Genomic DNA, 18,963 nt, shown 5'->3' on the forward strand with positions numbered 1-18,963 from the left:
GTTTAGCGGGTTTCGTTGAACAGTTCGCGGCCGATCAGCATGCGACGGATCTCACTGGTGCCAGCGCCGATTTCGTACAGCTTGGCGTCACGCAGCAGACGGCCGGCCGGGAATTCGTTGATGTAACCGTTGCCGCCGAGAATCTGGATTGCGTCGAGGGCCATTTGCGTGGCGCGTTCGGCGGTGTAGAGGATCACGCCGGCGGCGTCCTTGCGCGTGGTCTCGTTGCGCTCGCAGGCCTGGGCCACGGCGTAGAGGTAGGCGCGGCTGGCGTTAAGCTGGGTGTACATGTCGGCGACCTTGCCCTGGATCAGCTGGAATTCGCCGATGCTCTGGCCGAACTGCTTGCGGTCGTGGATGTACGGCACGATCAGGTCCATGCACGACTGCATGATCCCGGTCGGGCCACCGGAAAGCACGACGCGCTCGTAATCGAGGCCGCTCATCAGCACTTTCACGCCGCCGTTGAGCACGCCGAGGATGTTTTCTTCCGGCACTTCGACGTCGTCGAAGAACAGCTCGCAGGTGTTGGAACCGCGCATGCCGAGCTTGTCGAACTTGTTGCTGCGGCTGAAGCCTTTCCAGTCGCGCTCGACGATGAACGCGGTGATGCCGTGGGGGCCTTTTTCCAGGTCGGTCTTGGCGTAGATCACGTAGGTGTTGGCGTCGGGGCCGTTGGTGATCCAGGTCTTGCTGCCGTTGAGGACGTAGCGGTCACCGCGTTTTTCGGCGCGCAGTTTCATCGAGACCACGTCGGAACCGGCGTTCGGCTCGCTCATGGCGAGTGCGCCGACGTGTTCGCCGCTGATCAGTTTCGGCAGGTACTTGGATTTCTGTTCGTGGTTACCGTTGCGGTTGATCTGGTTCACGCAGAGATTGGAGTGGGCGCCGTAGGACAAAGCCACAGAAGCGGAGCCGCGGCTGATTTCTTCCATCGCCACGACGTGCGCCAGGTAACCCAGGCCAGCGCCGCCGTACTCTTCCGGCACGGTGATGCCGAGCAGGCCCATGTCGCCGAACTTGCGCCACAGATCGGCGGGGAACAGGTTGTCGCTGTCGATCTGCGCGGCGCGCGGAGCGACCTCCTTGGCGACAAAGGACTGAACCTGATCGCGCAGCATGTCGATGGTTTCACCGAGGGCAAAGTTCAGGGATGGGTAGCTCATGGGTCACCTTTTGGCTTTTTTGTAGGGCAGGGAGGGCGGCGGTTCGGCTCTCACCTTTACGTTAACGTAAGCCTGTGACGAATGGCTGTCAATCACCCTTTACGTTAACGTCAACTTGAGCGAGAGTAGGGCCAGTTCTGAATGGTCGGAGCTCATATGGCTCCGGTCCAACACCCACTAATAAAGACAATAGGGGTCGTCATGGATCAACCCAGTGCAAACCCGCAGCGCAGCTACACCCGTGGTTCCCAGGACAAAGCCTTGCTGGCGATGACCATCGGGCAGAAGTTCGACGAGACCGTCGCGCAGTACCCGGACGGCGAGGCGCTGGTGGTGCGCCATCAGCAGCAGCGTTACACCTGGCGGCAACTGGCCGACGCGGTGGACGTGCATGCCAGAGCCCTGCTGGCGTTGGGTTTGCAGGCCGGTGACCGGCTCGGCATCTGGGCGCCGAACTGCGCGCAGTGGTGCATCACTCAGTTCGCCACCGCAAAGATCGGCGTGATTCTGGTCAACATCAACCCGGCCTACCGCAGCTCCGAGCTGGAATACGTGCTCAAGCAATCCGGTTGCCAGTGGCTGGTCTGCGCGGGCGCGTTCAAGAGCTCCAACTATCACGGCATGTTGCAAGGTTTGCTGCCGGAACTGGCCGAGCAATCCATCGGCGAACTGCGCAGCGAGCGCCTGCCGGAGCTGCGCGGCTTGATTAGCCTCGATCCCCAGCCGCCTTCGGGTTTTCTCCCGTGGTCGCAACTGGCAGATCTGGCCGCCAGTGTCTCTCCAGAACAATTGCGTGAACGCAGCGACAGCCTGCACTTCGATCAGCCCGTCAACATCCAGTACACCTCCGGCACCACCGGTTTCCCCAAGGGCGCGACCCTCAGTCACTACAACATCCTCAACAACGGTTACATGGTCGGCGAAAGCCTCGGCCTGACCGCCGCCGATCGCCTAGTGATCCCGGTGCCGCTGTATCACTGCTTCGGCATGGTCATGGGCAACCTGGGCTGCATCACCCACGGCAGCACGATGATTTACCCCAACGATGCCTTCGATCCGCTGCTGACCCTGAGCACCGTCGCCGAAGAAAAGGCCACCGCACTGTACGGCGTACCAACCATGTTCATCGCCATGCTCGATCAGCCGCAGCGCGCCGAATTCGACCTGTCGACCCTGCGCACCGGAATCATGGCCGGCGCCACCTGCCCGATCGAGGTGATGCGACGGGTCATCAGCGAAATGCACATGAGCGAAGTGCAGATCGCCTACGGCATGACCGAAACCAGCCCCGTGTCCCTGCAGACCGGGCCATCTGACGAACTGGAACTGCGCGTCACCACCGTCGGCCGCACCCAGCCACAACTCGAAAGCAAAATCATCGACGAGGCCGGCAACCCGGTGCCACGTGGCACCATCGGCGAACTGTGTACCCGTGGCTACAGCGTGATGCTCGGCTACTGGAACAACCCGAATGCCACCGCCGAAGCCATCGACGCGGCAGGCTGGATGCACACCGGCGACCTGGCGAGCATGAACGACGAGGGTTACGTCTGCATCGCCGGCCGCAACAAGGACATGATCATTCGTGGCGGCGAAAACATTTACCCGCGTGAACTGGAAGAGTTCTTTTTCACCCACCCGGCGGTGGCGGACGTGCAGGTGATCGGCATTCCCTGCTCACGCTACGGCGAGGAAATCGTCGCCTGGATCAAATTCCATCCCGGCCACAGCGCCACCGAACAAGAGCTGCAAGCGTGGTGCAAGGAACGCATCGCCCACTTCAAGACTCCGCGTCATTTCAAGTTCGTCGAGGAGTTTCCGATGACGGTGACGGGCAAGATCCAGAAATTCCGGATGCGCGAGATCAGTATCGAGGAGTTGCGCGGTAACGAGGGCTGACAGAACCAATCTGTGGGGGCTTGGCTCCCACAGTTTCAACTTTCTATATCGATCAGAGCCTTCGAAGCCAGGGCACGGACCCTGGCTTCGAAAGCAGCGCTTATTGCTTTACCTCTACATTTTCCAATGCCTGATTCACCGCCAATTCCCCCAACATCACCACTTGCGCAATGCCCAGCAGGGTCTTGCGGTTCGGCCCTTCCAGCATCCCGGCAAAGTCACCGAGCATGACCGTGGCTGACGCGAGGGATTCGCAGGCGTTGGCCAGCAAGGACTCCGTGTCGGTTTGCGGGTTGACCATGAACATGTCGTTTGGGGTGTAGGGCGTGGCCATGATCTTGGCTGCGGGGGTCAGGTAATAGTCGAGGGCGCGTTCGGCCGCGTCGTGGAGTTTTCTTGAATCAGGAAATTCATACGGGGACACCGGTTCTTCTAACGGTGGAATGACGGTCTTGGACATCAGCTGGAACTCCGGACAGAGTCGCTTGAGGATTTTTATCGACGGCTGCCAAGCAGTGAGGGGACAAGCCCCTCACCGAGGCGGCAACTACCGCGAGACGTGATGGTTATCCAGCACGCGATTGACCAGCAGCTCACTCAGCATGATGACCTGCTGCAGTATCTGCATCGCCTTGCGCTGCGACGGATCGACGGTGTCGCCGAGATCCCGGGCCATGTCACTGGCCGACGACAGCGTTTCGCACGCTTCGACCAGCAGCGTTTCGTCATCCACCGTTGGATTGACCAGATAGATCTTGCCGGGCTTGCGCGATGGCTTGGACGTCTTCTGCGCCCCAGGATCGAGGTAATGATTGATCGCCCGCTCGGTTGCCGTTTTTATGTTTTCGGCTTCTAGTGCGGCGTCGTAGGGGATTGAATCGGTTTCTGGTGGGTTTGGTGTGGCTTTGAACATACGTGTAACTCCTATCGCAGACTTCAAGGAGCCATCACCCACGCTACCAAACGATGGGTGGCGGCCATACGCGGGTTGGTAGACCGGCTGCAATAGGAACCCGGCGCTCACGAATGAGCCCCACGCATGACCACCATAAAACCGAGCCCCCAAAAGGGACTGGATACGGTGTTGCCATACAGCTATTACAGACGGGCTACCAAACCCGATCACTGTTTTTCAGTGACAGGGAAACGATATAGCCCTCTCCAAGCTGCGTAAGCCGGCGGATTCTGGCGTACGCGTAGGCAACGACGCAAGGTGTTGTAGCCCTTATGGCGTAACGGTTCGTGTACTTTAAACGCGCATGCGGCGTCATGTTTACACACAGCGAAAGCCGTGAACCCTCCGTGTTTTTGTTGGGATTACTTGTATGGGGGGGGCTGGATGTTGAGGCACAAGATCAATTGCCTCACTGAGATCTTGCCGAGTGAGCGCTTACAGGAAGATCGAGATGGGGGAGGAGATCCGTCGCGGACAATTTCAGAACGCCAGACAGCACAAAGGGGAGCCGAAGCTCCCCTTTAATTTTGTCGTCGCGTGCTCTTTTTTATTATTGAGGGGCGGTCTGTTGTTGTTTTTGGCAACCGTGGCCCTTTACCGCTGTTTTTGGCGACCCCCATCCGGGGTCAAGAGCAAACGTATTTTTTTGAGCGCTGATCTGCTTTCTCGCTAGGCGATCCAACCGATTCGGGAGCTACCTGAAGGTAGTTTTATTGTTCTCTGCCCGGTTGCGGGTCATTCCGAGGAACACCCTGAAAAGCACACCTTCTCCAAAAAAATCTGTTAGCTGCGTCTCTGCCGTGTTGTTTTTGTTATGTCAGAGTCGGTACGTCTTATTTTTATTGGTTTGCTGCTTTTTATTCTTGTTATGCCATAGAGATAGCAGAAGCCGTGCCAACTTTTTAAAACCCTTGTAAATCAAGGGTTTGAGTTTTTTGAAGGATTTTTCCTTCAGGCAAAACCAGACAATTTGTTTCCGTGTTACTCGCTTGTGCCCACGTTTCGCGCTCGGCGGTAACACCATCCCCTCACTGTGCGCTACGAGCCTTGGCCACGCGCGAACCGGTTGGGCGACCCAGCACGGCACTGATCTGTTGGCCGGCAGCAATCAAGGCGTCGAGGTCGATACCGGTCTCGATGCCCAGGCCGTTGAGCAGGTACACCACATCCTCGGTGGCGACGTTACCGCTGGCGCCTTTGGCGTACGGGCAGCCGCCGAGGCCGGCGATAGAGCTGTCGAACACCGCGATGCCTTCCAGCAGGCTGGCGTAGATGTTGGCCATGGCCTGGCCATAGGTGTCGTGGAAGTGGCCGGCGAGTTTCTCGCGAGGCACATACTTCGACACTACTTCGAACAGCCGGCGGGTGGCGCCAGCAGTGCCGGTGCCGATGGTGTCGCCCAGCGAAACTTCGTAGCAGCCCATCGCGTACAACTCGCGGGCGACCATCGCCACTTGTTCCGGGGCGACCTCGCCTTCATAAGGGCAACCCAGCACGCAGGAAACGTAACCGCGCACGGTAACGCCGTGCTGTTTCGCCGATTCCATGATCGGCGCGAACCGCGCGAGGCTTTCGCTGATCGAGCAGTTGATGTTGCGTTGCGAAAACGCTTCGGATGCCGCAGCAAACACCGCGACTTCCTTGACCCCGGCGGCCAGCGCATCTTCAAAACCGCGCAGGTTTGGCGCCAGCGCGCCATAGGTCACGCCGGGCTTGCGCTGGATCTGCGCGAACACGTCGGCGGAGCCGGCCATCTGCGGTACCCACTTGGGCGAGACGAAACTGCCGACCTCTATATAGCCGAGGCCGGCAGCGCTCAAGGCGTCGACCAGTTGCACCTTGTCGGCGACGCTGATGGGCTGGGCTTCGTTCTGCAGGCCGTCACGCGGGCCGACTTCGATCAGGCGTACTTGGGAGGGGAGGGACATGGCGTTGACCTGTTGTAATTATCGGGAGGCTACTGCGCGACTTGCTGACTCTTGAGCGTCTGCTCCAGCGCCTGCACGCAGCGTTCTTCAGCGGTGTCGAGTTCCAGCTTCATCTGTTCGATGTCCAGCAACTGCTGTTCAAGCTGTTCCCGGCGCTCGCTGATTTTCGCCAGCATGCTGTTGAGTTGTTTGGTGTTACCGCTGGAGGGGTCGTAGAGCTCGATCAGCTCGCGGCACTCGGCCAGGGAAAAACCGATGCGCTTGCCCCGCAGGATCAGCTTCAGGCTGACCTTGTCGCGCGGCGAATAGATGCGTTCCTGGCCTCGGCGCTCGGGGCTGAGCAGGCCTTGTTCTTCATAGAAGCGGATCGCCCGGGTGGTGATGTCCAGCTCGCGGGCGAGGTCGGAAATGCTGTAGGTCTGGCTGCTCATGAAAGCGCTCGAAATAAGGTCTTGGCGCTAAGCTAATGGCAGGTTGACGTTTACGTCAAGTGGCGGGCGCCTGCAGCTTGTCGAGCTTCTTCTCGTGCGCTGTCACTTGCTGGCACAGCTCGATCATCTGCTCGCGCATCCAGCGGTTGGCCGGGTCCTGATCGGTGCTTTCGTGCCAGTACAAATGGGTTTCCACGGGTGGCACATCGTTGACCGGCAGATTGAACGCATGCAGGTCATGGCGACGGGCAAAACGCTCCGGCACGGTCATCACCATGTCGGTCTGCTGCAACACCTGGGACGCCATCAGATAGTGCTGCGAGCGCAGCGCGATCTTGCGCTGGATGCCCATCTTGCCCAGCGCCAGATCGACATGGCCCAGACCACTGCGACGGCTGGAAATATGAATGTGGGTCAGCGACAGGTAATCGTCGAGGGTGAATTTTTCCTTGGTCGCCAGCGGATGGCCCTTGCGCATGGCGCAGACGTATCGGTCTTCCATCAGCTTGACGTGGCGCACCTGCGGGTCGGTGTTGAGCGGTGCATCCACGGCAAAGTCGAGACGTCCGGCAGCCAGTTCCTTGGTGGTTTCCCGGCGTTTGGACAGGAAACTTTCGATGATCACCGTCGGCGCCAGGCGACGCAGGCGCTGGAACAGCGGCGGCAGAATCACCGCTTCGGTCAGGTCAGTCATGCTGATGCGGTAAGTCTTGACCGCTTGCGAAGGGTTGAAAATGCGGCTTTCCTGAACCGACACCCGCAGCAGCGACAGCGCGTTACGCACCGGGCCGATGATGTTCTGCGCCATGGGCGTCGGCACCATGCCCTGGGCCGTGCGTACGAAGAGCGGGTCGTTGAAGGTCTCGCGCAACCGCGCCAAGGCGTTGGACACCGCTGGCTGGGTGATGCCGACAATCTGCCCGGCGCGGGTCAGGTTGGCTTCGGTGTAGATCGCGTCGAAGACGATGAAAAGGTTGAGGTCGACCTTGCTCAGATTCATTACGCGGCTCTCTTGTTATAGGTGGAGGGTACAGGTCAGGGCTGCCCGGAAAATCAACCAATCATATATCGGTGATGAATGTTTATACACGCCGAGAATAGGCTAGGTAAATTATCAACGCTGTTCTAGCATCGATTGCATGACTTAAACAACCTGCCGAAAAAAGGTAATTGCTCATGGATTTCGCTTATTCGCCCAAGGTGCAAGAACTGCGTGAGCGCGTGACCGCGTTCATGGACACTTACGTTTACCCGGCCGAAGCCGTGTTCGAACGGCAGGTTGCCGAGGGCGACCGCTGGCAGCCGACCGCGATCATGGAAGAACTCAAACTCAAGGCCAAGGCTGAAGGGCTGTGGAATTTGTTTCTGCCTGAGTCGGAACTGGGCGCCGGCCTGACCAACCTCGAATACGCGCCATTGGCGGAAATCATGGGCCGTTCGCTGCTCGGTCCCGAGCCGTTCAACTGCTCGGCACCGGACACCGGCAACATGGAAGTGCTGGTGCGTTACGCCAACGAAGAACAGAAACAGCGCTGGCTCGAACCGCTGCTGCGCGGCGAGATTCGCTCGGCGTTTGCGATGACCGAACCGGACGTCGCATCCTCCGACGCCACCAACATGGCTGCTCGTGCCGTGCGTGATGGCGATGAGTGGGTGATCAACGGCAAGAAATGGTGGACTTCCGGCGCCTGCGATCCGCGCTGCAAGATCCTGATCTTCATGGGCCTGAGCAACCCTGACGCTCCGCGCCACGCCCAGCACTCGATGATTTTGGTGCCGGTCGACACCCCAGGCGTGAAGATCGTCCGTCCGCTGCCGGTGTTCGGTTACGACGACGCACCCCACGGCCACGCCGAAGTGCTGTTCGACAACGTGCGAGTGCCGTACGAAAACGTCCTGCTCGGTGAAGGACGCGGCTTCGAAATTGCTCAAGGTCGCCTTGGCCCAGGCCGGATTCACCACTGCATGCGTTCGATCGGTATGGCCGAGCGCGCACTGGAACTGATGTGCAAACGTTCGGTGAGCCGTACCGCGTTCGGCAAACCGCTGGCGCGTCTGGGCGGTAACGTCGACAAGATCGCCGACTCGCGCATGGAAATCGACATGGCACGCCTGCTGACCCTGAAGGCGGCGTACATGATGGACACCGTGGGTAACAAGGTTGCCAAGAGCGAGATTGCGCAGATCAAGGTCGTCGCACCGAACGTCGCGTTGCGGGTGATCGACCGGGCGATCCAGATCCATGGCGGTGCAGGGGTGTCGAACGACTTCCCGCTGGCCTACATGTACGCCATGCAACGCACTCTGCGCCTGGCCGACGGCCCGGACGAAGTGCACCGCGCGGCGATCGGCAAATTCGAGATCGGCAAGTACGTGCCGAAGGAAATGCTGCGCAGCGAGCGCTGATCCAGCACTTCACCCCTGATCGTTCCCACGCTCTGCGTGGTAACGCAGCCATGGACGCTCTGCGTCCACTGTGACGCGGAGCGTCACGGTATGCATTCCCACGCAGAGCGTGGGAACGATCAGGACATCAGATTCAGTAAACCCACACCTCGACCCGCCGGTTCTTGATCCTGCCTTCATCCCCGCTGTTGGTCGCCACCGGCATCAGCGCGCCAAATCCGCGCACCTCGCGCAACACCACGCCGTTTTTCACCAGCTCCCGACGTACCGCCATCGCCCGCAGCTTTGACAGCAAATCCGCCCGCGCCGGATCGTCCTTGGCATCGCCGAACCCTACCAATGTCACTGCACGGTCGGTCTTCTCGTGGTGCTTTATATAGTCGAACACCCGGGCCAGATCCTGCCGGGCCTTGTTGTCGAGGCTCGCGCTGCCTTCTTCGAAGCGGAAGTTCACGGTCAGACGCTGGGCGTGCCGGCTGAGGGATTGATACCCCTCGGGCATCAGCGCATTCGGCGTAACCGAGATGGCGTGCACGGTTTGGGCGATAAAGCCATTGGCCGCAACAATCGCCTGGCCCTGACGGCTTTGCGCAAAATCCACCAACGCCCGGGCCCACGGGTTCAGGCTGTCGGGTGGCAAATAGAAGAACAACCGTCGCGACAGTGGATAGTCTTCGGTGGCGATCAGGCTGGCCAGCGGCAACATCGCCAGGGACTGTCCATCGACAATCGCCACGGCTTTGGCCTGGCGCACATAGGGCAGGCCGATAAAACCGATGGCTTGCGGATCTGCACTGACCGCGTCGGACAATTGCTCGCTGGATTCGAAACGTTTCGCCGAGTTGTTCAGAGTTTTCCCACGACGACTGAGGACAAGTTCCTTGAACGTGTCGTAGGTCCCGGACTGATCATCCCGCGCATACAGATGAATCGTCCCACCCTTGCCGCCGAGTTCTTCCCACGTCTTCGCCTCGCCGCTGAAGATGCGCGCCAGTTGTTCGGTATTCAATTGGTTCAGCGGATTGGCGGGGTGAAGGATGATCGCCAGGCCATCGATGGCGATGACTTGCTCGGCGCCGGGGCTTTTCAGGTCGCCGAGGGGTTGCAGGCTGGCGAGTTCGCTGTCCTTGATCGGACGAGAAGAGGCGGCCAGATCGGCGCTGTTGCTTTTGAGTGCCGTGAAACCGGTGCTGGAGCCATGGGCGGCGATTTCCACCACGACCCGTTTGCCTTGGGCCGTCAGACCGACGACCCGTTGTTCGTTGGCGGTGTCCGGGGTTTCGCTGTGGACTTTCGACAGTCCCTGTTCTTTCAGCAGACCTTCCACCAGTGCCGGGCCAAGGGCCGCGCCGATGGTGTTGGAACCCTGGATACGCAGGACCGGGCCGTTCTCGGGAATGGGCAATGCAGCGGCCGAAACCTGCAGCCAGGCACTCAGGAGAAAGACGAACAGAACGCGCAGGGTCATGCCGGCACCGAATGCAGCCAAGGGGATTGCCGGGGAGATTAAGTCAGTGAGGTTTCTGAAAGATGACAAGGCAGAAGATCACAACCGCTGGCTGTGATCTTCTGCTTCAGGCTGGTCAGCTCAATTCAAGCCAGATCGGCGCATGGTCCGAAGGCTTTTCCATCCCGCGCAGTTCATAGTCCACGCCGGCCGCTTTCACCCGTGGCAGCAAGCCATGGGACGCCAGGATCACGTCGATGCGCAGACCACGCTTCGGCTCGTCTTCAAAACCACGGCTGCGATAGTCGAACCAGCTGAAGGTGTCAGTAACATCTGGGTTCAGGTGACGGAAGCTGTCGGTCAGGCCCCAGTTCTTCAGGCGGGCCATCCACTCGCGCTCTTCCGGCAGGAAGCTGCATTTGCCGGTTTTCAGCCAGCGCTTCATGTTGTCCGGGCCGATGCCGATGTCGCAGTCTTCCGGGGAAATGTTCACGTCGCCCATCACCACCAGCGGCTGTTCATTGTTGAACTGGCTTTCCAGCAGTGTTTGCAGATCGCTGTAGAAGCGCTGCTTGGCCGGGAATTTGGTCGGATGGTCGCGGCTTTCGCCCTGTGGGAAATAGCCGTTCATGATCGTCACCGGCACGCCGTTGGCGTCGGCGAAAGTGCCCCAGATAAAGCGCCGCTGCGCGTCTTCTTCATCGGTGGCGAAGCCTTTGTGCACGGCAATCGGCTCCTGGCGCGAGAGCAGGGCAACGCCGTAATGGCCTTTCTGGCCGTGGAAATACACGTGATAACCCAGGGCCCGCACTTCTTCCAGCGGGAACTGGTCGTCGTGGACCTTGGTTTCCTGCAGGCCGATGACGTCCGGCTGATGCTTTTCGATCAGCGCCGCCAGCTGATGCGGGCGGGCCCGCAGTCCGTTGATGTTGAAGGAAACGATCTTCATGGTCGGCAGTCCTGGCAAAAGGGCGATGCTAGCTGACATGTAGGATCTGGGCCAGCGTGGCGGTAGTCCATATGCGCTGCTAATGTCTTTCGGGTGTGGGAACGATCCCTTCAGCCCAAGGCTCGTATAACAAGAACGGGGCCTGTTGAGTCCCGTCCAGGGAGAATCACCGTCATGCCTGAAACCTCGACCGCCATCGCCGACATCCACATGCTCGACCGCGGCTATTCCCGTGAAGCGCGATCCTTGCTGTATCAGGCTTACCGTCATGAGCCGACCTTCGCTTATCTGTTCGAGGCCGAACGTCCGGGCTACGAACAACGGGTGCGTGCCACGGTGCGGGAACTGGTCAAACAGCATTTCCTGCAGGATCTGCCGGCCATCGGCCTGTTGGTCAATGATCGCTTGATCGGCATCGCCCTGATCGCACCGCCGCAACGTCGTCTGGGCGTCACCGAGAGTTGGGCCTGGCGTCTGCGCATGGTGTTGAGCACCGGTTTTCGCTGCACCCGGCGTTATCTGGAATATCACGCCGCCGTTGAAGCCTGCGTGCCGACCGATTCGGTACACATGCTGCCGCTGCTGGGCGTGCATCCACAATTTCAGGGCAAACACTTCGGCGAACAACTGTTGCAAGCGGTGCACAACTGGTGCGCGGTGGACGAAAGCTCCCAAGGGGTGATCCTCGATACCGGCAACCCGCGCTACCTGGAGTTTTACAAGCGTCAGGGCTATGAGGAAATCGGCGAAGTCGCCGTCGGACCGGTGCGCGAGCACGTGTTTTTCCACGCCAACCCGCAGGTGTTACAAACTGCAACGGGATAACCATCGAACTTTTTGGGAAATTTCCTGTTCTATCACGCTCCCAAGCCCGTGATAGCATCCGCGCCTATGAAGTTTCCAGGAAGATTTACCAGTGGCGTGCTCATGCTGTTAACCAGCTGCGCGGCGCTGGCGCAAAGTGAATTGGATGTGCGGATCAAACCGTCCAACGATGAACTCAAAGCCAATATAGAAGGCTATATCGGCAGCCTCGGCGATCGTGACGAAGAAGCCTTGCAGCGCTTCAGTCGCGGCGCCGAAGAGCAGGCGCGCAAGGCCGCCCAGGCTTTGGGCTACTACCAGCCGCACATCGAGAGTGACGTGAAGGGCGGCGAAAAACCGCGCCTGGTGCTGAACATCGATCCCGGCGAGCCGATTCGCCTGCGCAATGTCACCGTGCGTGTCGACGGACCCGCTGCCGCCCTCAAAGCCTTTCGTGTACCGAAAAGCGACGTGCTCAAGCCCGGCGCCGTGCTCAACCATGGTCGTTACGAAGACGCCAAGCGCTTGATCCAGAATCAAGCGTCGCGCTATGGCTTCTTCAGTGGCCGTTTCACCAGCCAGAAATTGATGGTAGATCCCCGCGCCGGGGTCGCCGATGTTGAATTGATCTACGAAAGCGGCCCGCGTTATGCGCTGGGCAAAGTCAGCTTCGCGGGCGACACGCCGTTCGACGAAGACTTGCTGCAACGCATGGTGCCGTTCAAGGCCGGCGAACCGTATGACTCGGAGCTGATCGCCGAACTCAATCGAGACCTGCAATCGAGCGGTTATTTCGAAGGCGTGCGGGTCGACGCCGCACCGACCGCCGCGAAAAACGACGTGATCCCGGTGGACGTCAAACTCGAAACCCGCAAGCCGCGCACCATGGGCCTGGGTCTCGGTTATTCCACCGACGTTGGCCCGCGCATCAAGGCCAACTGGACTCGCCATTGGGTCAACCCGCAAGGCGACAGTTATGGCTGGGAAGCCGAACTCTCGGCGCCACGGCAGAACGTCGGTCTGTTCTACGACATTCCGCTGGACCCACCGTTGACCGACAAGTTGCGCTGGGCCGGTGGTTATCAGTACGAAAACATCGACGGCTCCGACACCCTCAGCAAACTGCTGACCTTCGGCCCGGAATGGCACAGCAAGTTGCCCAGCGGCTGGCAGCGGGTGATTTCGCTGAAATGGCAGCGTGAGGAATATCAACTGGGCGACGACTCTGGTCTCAGCAACCTGTTGATGCCCGGCGTCAGTTATTCCTACCTCAAGAGCGACAACCGCATCGACCCGCACAATGGTTATCGCCTGACGTTTGAATCCAAGGTGGCCAAGGAAGGTCTGGCTTCGGACACCAACCTTTTATATGGCACCGCATTGATCAAAGGCCTGACCACGGTGTTCGACAATCACCGCTTCCTCGGGCGGGTGCAGGTCGGCGGCAGCGCCACCAACGGTTACAAATCGGTGCCGCCGTCGCTGCGCTTCTTCGCCGGTGGCGATCAGAGCGTGCGCGGTTACGACTATCAGAGCCTGTCCCCGGAAAACGCCGAGGGCGACCGCATCGGCGGGCGCTACATGATTGCCGGCAGCGTCGAATATCAATACTCGATCGCTGAAAAATGGCGGATCGCGACCTTCGTCGACCAGGGCAACTCCTTCAACAAACTCGAACTGCCGAACCTCAAGACCGGGGTCGGTATAGGTGTGCGCTGGGTTTCGCCGGTGGGGCCGATCCGCCTCGACCTGGCTCACGCGCTGGACGACGATGGCGGCATCCGGCTGCACTTTTCCATGGGGCCTGAGCTGTGAAGCGTGGTTTGAAAATTTCGGCGCTGGCGTTGTTGTCGCTGGTGCTGCTGATTGTATTGAGCATTACCGTTGTGCTCGGCACCCAGGCTGGCAGCCGTTGGGTGCTGGGGCTGGTTCCGGGTTTGAGTGTCGACAACTTTCAGGGTCGACTCGGCGGGCAGTGGAGTGCCGATCATCTGTTGTGGCAGCAGGACGGCAGCCGCGTCGAGCTGAGCAAGCCGATTTTCGAATGGTCGCCGCTGTGCCTGACACGCATGACGCTGTGCATCGAACAGCTCAAGGCCGATCAGGTCAGCCTGCAATTCCCGCCCGGCGAAGAAACCACCGACAGCGGCCCTATCAAGTTGCCGGATCTGCAATTGCCCGTGGCCATCGAGCTGGGTGACGTGCAGGTCGGCAGCCTGTTGTTCAATGGCAGCGAACAGCTCAAAGGCCTGCAACTCGCGGCGCACTGGACTACCAAGGGCATGCAGATCGACAGCGTGAAACTGCAACGCGACGACCTGAGCCTGAATCTGTCCGGCCTGTTGCAGCCCACCGGTAACTGGCCGCTAAACATCGCCGGTGATCTGACCCTACCGTCTCCGGGCACCGGCCCATGGACGCTGGCACTCAAAGTCGACGGCGATCTGCTCAAGACCCTGAACCTGCACGCCGACAGCCGTGGCTACCTCGACGGCCAGTTGAGCGGCGAGCTGCAACCGCTGGCGGAAAACCTGTCGGCCAAGGTGCGCATCACTTCGGAAGCGTTCAAACCGAGCGCCGACCTGCCGGACACTCTGCAACTCAATCAACTGGTATTGACCGGCGAAGGCGACCTGAAAAATGGTTACCAACTCCTCGGCAATGCGACGTTGCCGGCCGATAAAGGCCCGGTAGCGCTGTTGCTCAAAGGCAAGGTTGACGCCAAGGGTGCGCAAATCGCCGGCCTCGACCTGACGGCCAATGACAAGCAAAGCCTCAAGCTCACTGGTAATGTCGACTGGAGCAAAGGCCTCAGCGCCCAGGCCAACATCAATTGGCAGGATTTCCCGTGGCATCGGCTCTATTCCGAGATCGACGAGCCGCAAGTCGCTCTGCGCACGTTCACTGGCGAAGTCTCCTACACCGACGGCCAATATCTCGGCAATTTCGCCGCCGCGCTGGATGGCCCGGCCGGGGCATTCAGCCTGAGCAGCCCGTTCAGCGGCAATCTCAAACAGATCTTCCTGCCGCAATTCAAACTCGAAGCGGGGCAGGGCAAGGCCGAAGGGCACGTGAACGTGCAGTTCGCCGACGGCATTGCCTGGGACACTGCGCTGGAGTTGTCCGCGCTCAACCCGGCGTACTGGATGGCGGAGCTGCCGGGCACCTTGGCCGGGCCACTGAAAAGCACGGGCGAAATGAAGAACGAGCGCCTGAGCCTCAACGCTGACCTCGACCTCAAAGGCAAACTGCGTGGGCAACCGGCGGTGCTGCAAGCCAAGGCTGACGGCGCGGGCGAGCAGTGGAATCTGAATGCCCTGCAAATCCGCCTCGGCGACAACAGCATCAATGGCAAGGGCAGCCTGCAACAGAAGCTCACCGGGCAGATCGACATCAAGTTGCCGCGTCTGGCCCAGCTCTGGCCGCAGCTGCGCGGGCAGATCAACGGTCGAGTCGATGTCTCCGGCACGTTGAAAGCGCCGCAAGGCAAGCTCGACCTGCAGGGTTCGCAACTGGTGTTCCAGGACAATCGCCTGCAAAGCCTCAACCTCGACGCCACCCTCGACAGCGCGCAACGGGCGAAAATCGATCTCAAGGGCAGCGGCATTCAGGCCGGCGACACGTCGCTGGGCACCCTGACCGCCAGCGCTCAGGGCGATATCAAAAGCCAGAAGCTCACTCTCGACCTGCTCGGGCCGAAGCTGAAACTCGCGCTGGGCCTGGACGGCAATCTGGACAAAGGCAACTGGCGCGGGCGTCTGGCCAGCGGCGACATTCAGGCCGGCGGTCAGGACTGGAAGCTGCAAAACCCGGCCAAACTCGAACGTCTGGCCGACGGCAAGATCAACTTCGGCGCCCATTGCTGGATGTCCGGCAATGCCAGCCTGTGCGGCGAAGACCAGCGGTTGATGCCGGAGCCGAAGCTGCGTTACCACCTCAAGCAGTTCCCGATCGAAAGCCTGGCGCAGTGGCTGCCCAAGGATTTCGCCTGGCAGGGCAAGCTCAATGCCGACCTGCAACTGGACCTGCCGGCCAGCGGTCCGAACGGCCAGATCAGCGTCGATGCCAGCGGCGGCACCTTGCGCATGAAGGAAAAGGATCAGTGGCTGGACTTCCCGTACCAGACCCTCAAGCTCACCAGCAAACTCACGCCGAAACGCATCGACACCGACCTCAACTTCGTCGGCGGCAAGCTCGGTGAACTGATGGTGCAGGCGCAGCTCAATCCGCTGCCGAAGAACAAACCGCTGAATGGCTCGTTCCGCCTCAGCGGGCTGGACCTGTCGGTGGCGCGGCCGTTTGTGCCGATGGTCGAGAAACTCACCGGACGCCTGAACGGCAGCGGCACGATTTCCGGCGGATTGCTTGCGCCGCTGGTCAACGGCACTGTGCAACTCAGTGACGGCGAAGTGTCCGGCCCGGAACTGCCGCTGGAATTGCAGGCACTGCAACTGCAAGCGGTGATCGCCGGGGAAACCGTGCAATTGAACGGCGGCTGGAAAAGCGGCAAGGCCGGGCAGGGCAGCCTCAGCGGCAACGTCGCCTGGGGTCAGGCGCTGGTGGTGGATCTGGCGCTCAAGGGCACACAATTGCCGGTCACCGTCGAGCCCTACGCCAAGCTTGAAGTGGCGCCGGACTTGAAGATTTCCATGGCTGGCGATGAGCTGGCGATTGCCGGCAAGGTGCTGGTGCCCAGAGGCGAAATCACCGTGCGCGAATTGCCGCCATCGACGGTGAAAGTCTCCGATGACACGATCATCGTTGGCGCGCAGACCGAAGAGGGCAAACCGCCGCTGGCCATGAAGATGGACATCGACGTGGTGGTCGGTGAGGACAAGCTGAGCTTCGCCGGATTCGGCCTGACCGCCAACCTGCAAGGTCATGTGCACATCGGCGACAACCTGGATACTCGCGGCGAGCTGTGGCTCAACGACGGTAAATACCGCGCCTACGGCCAGCGCCTGACGGTACGCCGCGCGCGTCTGCTGTTTGCCGGGCCGATCGATCAGCCGTATCTGGACATCGAAGCGATCCGCCAGACCGACGACGTGATCGCCGGTATCCGCCTGAGCGGCAGCGCCGAGCAGCCGACCACGCAGATCTTCTCCGAGCCGGCGATGAGCCAGGAGCAGGCGTTGTCCTATCTGGTGCTGGGGCGCCCGCTGAGTACCACCGGCGAGGACAACAACATGCTCGCGCAAGCGGCGCTCGGTCTGGGCCTGATGGGCAGTTCCGGGGTTACCAGCGGTCTGGCCAAGGACCTGGGGATTCAGGATTTCCAGCTCGACACCCAGGGCAGCGGCAACACCACCAGCGTGGTGGCCAGCGGCAATATTTCCGAGAAGCTCAGCTTGCGTTACGGCGTCGGCGTGTTCGAACCGGCCAACACCATCGCCTTGCGCTACAAGCTGAGCAAAAAGGTCTATCTGGAAGCCGCCAGCGGCGTGGCCAGTTCGCTGGACATCTTCTACAAGCGGGACTTCTAGACCGCATTCCTACAGAGCCGGTTCGTGTCACCACGATCCGGCTCTTTTTTGATGTATTAGACTGATCTCAGCTTGATGGCTGCAAAGTGCGGCTGCCCGAAACGCCCCGGGGGCGCCTATGGTCCGTTTGAGTATGGTCTTGCTCGGTCACGACTTTGTCCGCCGGCGCTGGTCAGCACTGGCGCTGACCGGCGTTGTCTGGGGCGCGGCCGGCGTGGCCATTTTCATCGATGCGCTGGACGGCGTTCTGTATTTCCCGCTGCATGTGTTCGGCTATCTGTTGTTGCTCGAAGCCCTGATCATTCTGCTGGTGCCGGCCCCGCAAGCTGGCACCGCGGCGGTTTTGCGCAGGGCGCGGGGTCTGGCTTTTCTGCTGCTGGGGCTGCTGATCGTCGACCGGCAACATGTCGCCGGGGTGATTCTCGCGGTGCTGTTCGGTGTGGCTTTTCTGCTCGACGGCGGTTTTCGCCTGGCGGCTGCGGTGGTGGTGCGCTTTGTCGGTTGGCAGGTGTCACTGCTGGTGGCGCTGTTCGAGATTGGCTTCGCGTTGTTCCTCCTCGAACCGTACCCGACGCTTTACAAGGGGACAGTGCCGTTCTGCATTGGCATGAGCATCTTTCTCTCGGGTTGTGCCTTGTTGCAGCAGGCATTGCGGTTCAAGAACGGGCATACGCCGGTGACGCCGTCCCCGGTGTGCAAACCGGCCTACGGTGACGCGTTGGTCATCCATGTCTGGACACCCAGCGGCACCGTTGACGACACACTGGTGCGCAACCGGCTGCTCAACCGTTATATCGCCGCAGTCGACATCAACGGCGTCATCTCCGCCGGCCACGCGGCACTGGAATGTGGGCCGGACGTCTACATCAGCCATTACCCGCTGGACGACATCGATCGTTCGGCGGGGGATTTCGTGCGGTTGCTGCGGGCCACACCGAACAACGATGTCCCAGGCAGGTTTCTGCAGGATTATGCGAGCGAGGTTGCCGACTGGTGTCCGTCCTCGGTTCAGGTCAGCTTCGGGCACTACGATGCCGCACGGCTTCAGGCGTTCTGGGCGGATTATCGGCAGGACACCACCTACAACCTCACCAGCCGCAATTGTTCGAGTGCCGTCGCGCATAGCCTGGAAGCGGCGCTGGAAGGCGCGATGAACCGGGGGCATTCGAGCATGCTGGATTTTGCCCGGGTCATCATCAGCCCGGAATTCTGGGTCGCGGCCCAGGTGCGCAAGCGCGCCGAGGCGATGGCCTGGACGCCCGGGCTGGTGCTTGATTATGCGCTGGCATTGCATGCCGCCATCGAGCCGGCGCCGCCGGGCTGGCACGGCATTTACGCGGGAGCCAGGCGCGCCTGCGGGTATGTGGCGACCGCGTTGCGTGGGCGCGAAGTTCATCCCGTTCAGCCGCCATCGATGAATCATCCCACTGACAAATCTTGAGCGTAATCGGCGTGCAATGCGCCCTTGTTCAGCCACGCTCGCCCAGCCATT

At 60.5% G+C, this 18,963-nt stretch carries 14 protein-coding genes; 6 read left to right on the forward strand and 8 right to left on the reverse strand.

Going from position 1 to position 18,963, the window contains the following annotated elements; all coding sequences use genetic code 11:
* Positions 1-2: 2 nt before the first annotated feature.
* Positions 3-1,166, reverse strand: coding sequence for an isovaleryl-CoA dehydrogenase (locus AC1RR7_RS01445; RefSeq protein ID WP_102621744.1), 1,164 nt, complete (start codon positions 1,164-1,166; stop codon positions 3-5).
* 201 nt (positions 1,167-1,367) lie between these two features.
* Between AC1RR7_RS01445 and AC1RR7_RS01450 the strand changes: the two genes are divergently transcribed.
* Positions 1,368-3,065, forward strand: coding sequence for an AMP-binding protein (locus AC1RR7_RS01450; RefSeq protein WP_493155830.1), 1,698 nt, complete (start codon positions 1,368-1,370; stop codon positions 3,063-3,065).
* A 100-nt stretch (positions 3,066-3,165) separates the two neighbouring features.
* Here the strand turns inward: AC1RR7_RS01450 and AC1RR7_RS01455 are convergent, their stop codons facing one another.
* From AC1RR7_RS01455 to AC1RR7_RS01475, 5 genes are all read right to left on the reverse strand, one after another.
* Positions 3,166-3,525, reverse strand: a complete 360-nt coding sequence (locus AC1RR7_RS01455) for a DUF6124 family protein (protein WP_493155832.1) — start codon at positions 3,523-3,525, stop codon at positions 3,166-3,168.
* Positions 3,526-3,612: 87 nt separating this feature from the next.
* Positions 3,613-3,978 carry a DUF6124 family protein gene (locus tag AC1RR7_RS01460; protein ID WP_236194455.1) on the reverse strand — a complete coding sequence of 122 codons (366 nt, stop codon included), beginning with the start codon at positions 3,976-3,978 and terminating at the stop codon, positions 3,613-3,615.
* 1,070 nt (positions 3,979-5,048) lie between these two features.
* A complete protein-coding gene (locus AC1RR7_RS01465; protein ID WP_273538127.1) occupies positions 5,049-5,948 on the reverse strand; it encodes a hydroxymethylglutaryl-CoA lyase in 900 nt (299 codons plus the stop codon).
* Between the two features lie 29 nt (positions 5,949-5,977).
* Positions 5,978-6,379 carry a MerR family transcriptional regulator gene (locus AC1RR7_RS01470; RefSeq protein ID WP_007951507.1) on the reverse strand — a complete coding sequence of 134 codons (402 nt, stop codon included), beginning with the start codon at positions 6,377-6,379 and terminating at the stop codon, positions 5,978-5,980.
* A 55-nt stretch (positions 6,380-6,434) separates the two neighbouring features.
* Positions 6,435-7,379: a LysR family transcriptional regulator gene (locus AC1RR7_RS01475; protein WP_011334997.1), complete on the reverse strand. Its 945-nt coding sequence runs from the start codon at positions 7,377-7,379 to the stop codon at positions 6,435-6,437.
* Between the two features lie 176 nt (positions 7,380-7,555).
* On the opposite strand from AC1RR7_RS01475, the gene AC1RR7_RS01480 reads away from it, so the two are divergent.
* On the forward strand, positions 7,556-8,785 hold the full coding sequence (locus AC1RR7_RS01480) for an acyl-CoA dehydrogenase (RefSeq protein WP_102621748.1): 1,230 nt from the start codon (positions 7,556-7,558) through the stop codon (positions 8,783-8,785).
* Positions 8,786-8,918: 133 nt separating this feature from the next.
* On the opposite strand, the gene AC1RR7_RS01485 is transcribed toward AC1RR7_RS01480, so the two are convergent.
* Both AC1RR7_RS01485 and xthA read right to left on the reverse strand, forming a co-directional pair.
* A complete protein-coding gene (locus AC1RR7_RS01485) occupies positions 8,919-10,253 on the reverse strand; it encodes a substrate-binding domain-containing protein (protein ID WP_273538139.1) in 1,335 nt (444 codons plus the stop codon).
* A gap of 115 nt (positions 10,254-10,368) precedes the next feature.
* Positions 10,369-11,181 carry an exodeoxyribonuclease III gene (xthA, locus tag AC1RR7_RS01490; protein ID WP_192558422.1) on the reverse strand — a complete coding sequence of 271 codons (813 nt, stop codon included), beginning with the start codon at positions 11,179-11,181 and terminating at the stop codon, positions 10,369-10,371.
* A gap of 174 nt (positions 11,182-11,355) precedes the next feature.
* Between xthA and AC1RR7_RS01495 the strand changes: the two genes are divergently transcribed.
* The 4 genes from AC1RR7_RS01495 (at position 11,356) to AC1RR7_RS01510 (ending at position 18,912) form a co-directional block, all read left to right on the forward strand.
* Positions 11,356-12,006, forward strand: coding sequence for a GNAT family N-acetyltransferase (locus AC1RR7_RS01495; RefSeq protein ID WP_085732178.1), 651 nt, complete (start codon positions 11,356-11,358; stop codon positions 12,004-12,006).
* 66 nt (positions 12,007-12,072) lie between these two features.
* The gene (locus AC1RR7_RS01500) at positions 12,073-13,800 is read left to right on the forward strand and encodes an autotransporter assembly complex protein TamA (protein WP_096822293.1); all 1,728 of its coding nucleotides are present in this window, start codon (positions 12,073-12,075) and stop codon (positions 13,798-13,800) included.
* Positions 13,797-17,471 carry a translocation/assembly module TamB domain-containing protein gene (locus tag AC1RR7_RS01505; RefSeq protein WP_493155834.1) on the forward strand — a complete coding sequence of 1,225 codons (3,675 nt, stop codon included), beginning with the start codon at positions 13,797-13,799 and terminating at the stop codon, positions 17,469-17,471. The genes AC1RR7_RS01500 and AC1RR7_RS01505 overlap by 4 nt, the downstream gene beginning before the upstream one ends.
* Positions 17,472-17,589: 118 nt before the next feature.
* Positions 17,590-18,912, forward strand: a complete 1,323-nt coding sequence (locus AC1RR7_RS01510) for a hypothetical protein (protein ID WP_493155836.1) — start codon at positions 17,590-17,592, stop codon at positions 18,910-18,912.
* Positions 18,913-18,963 lie beyond the last annotated feature (51 nt).

It is taken from the genome of Pseudomonas sp. GW821-FHT11G12, assembly GCF_058808055.1.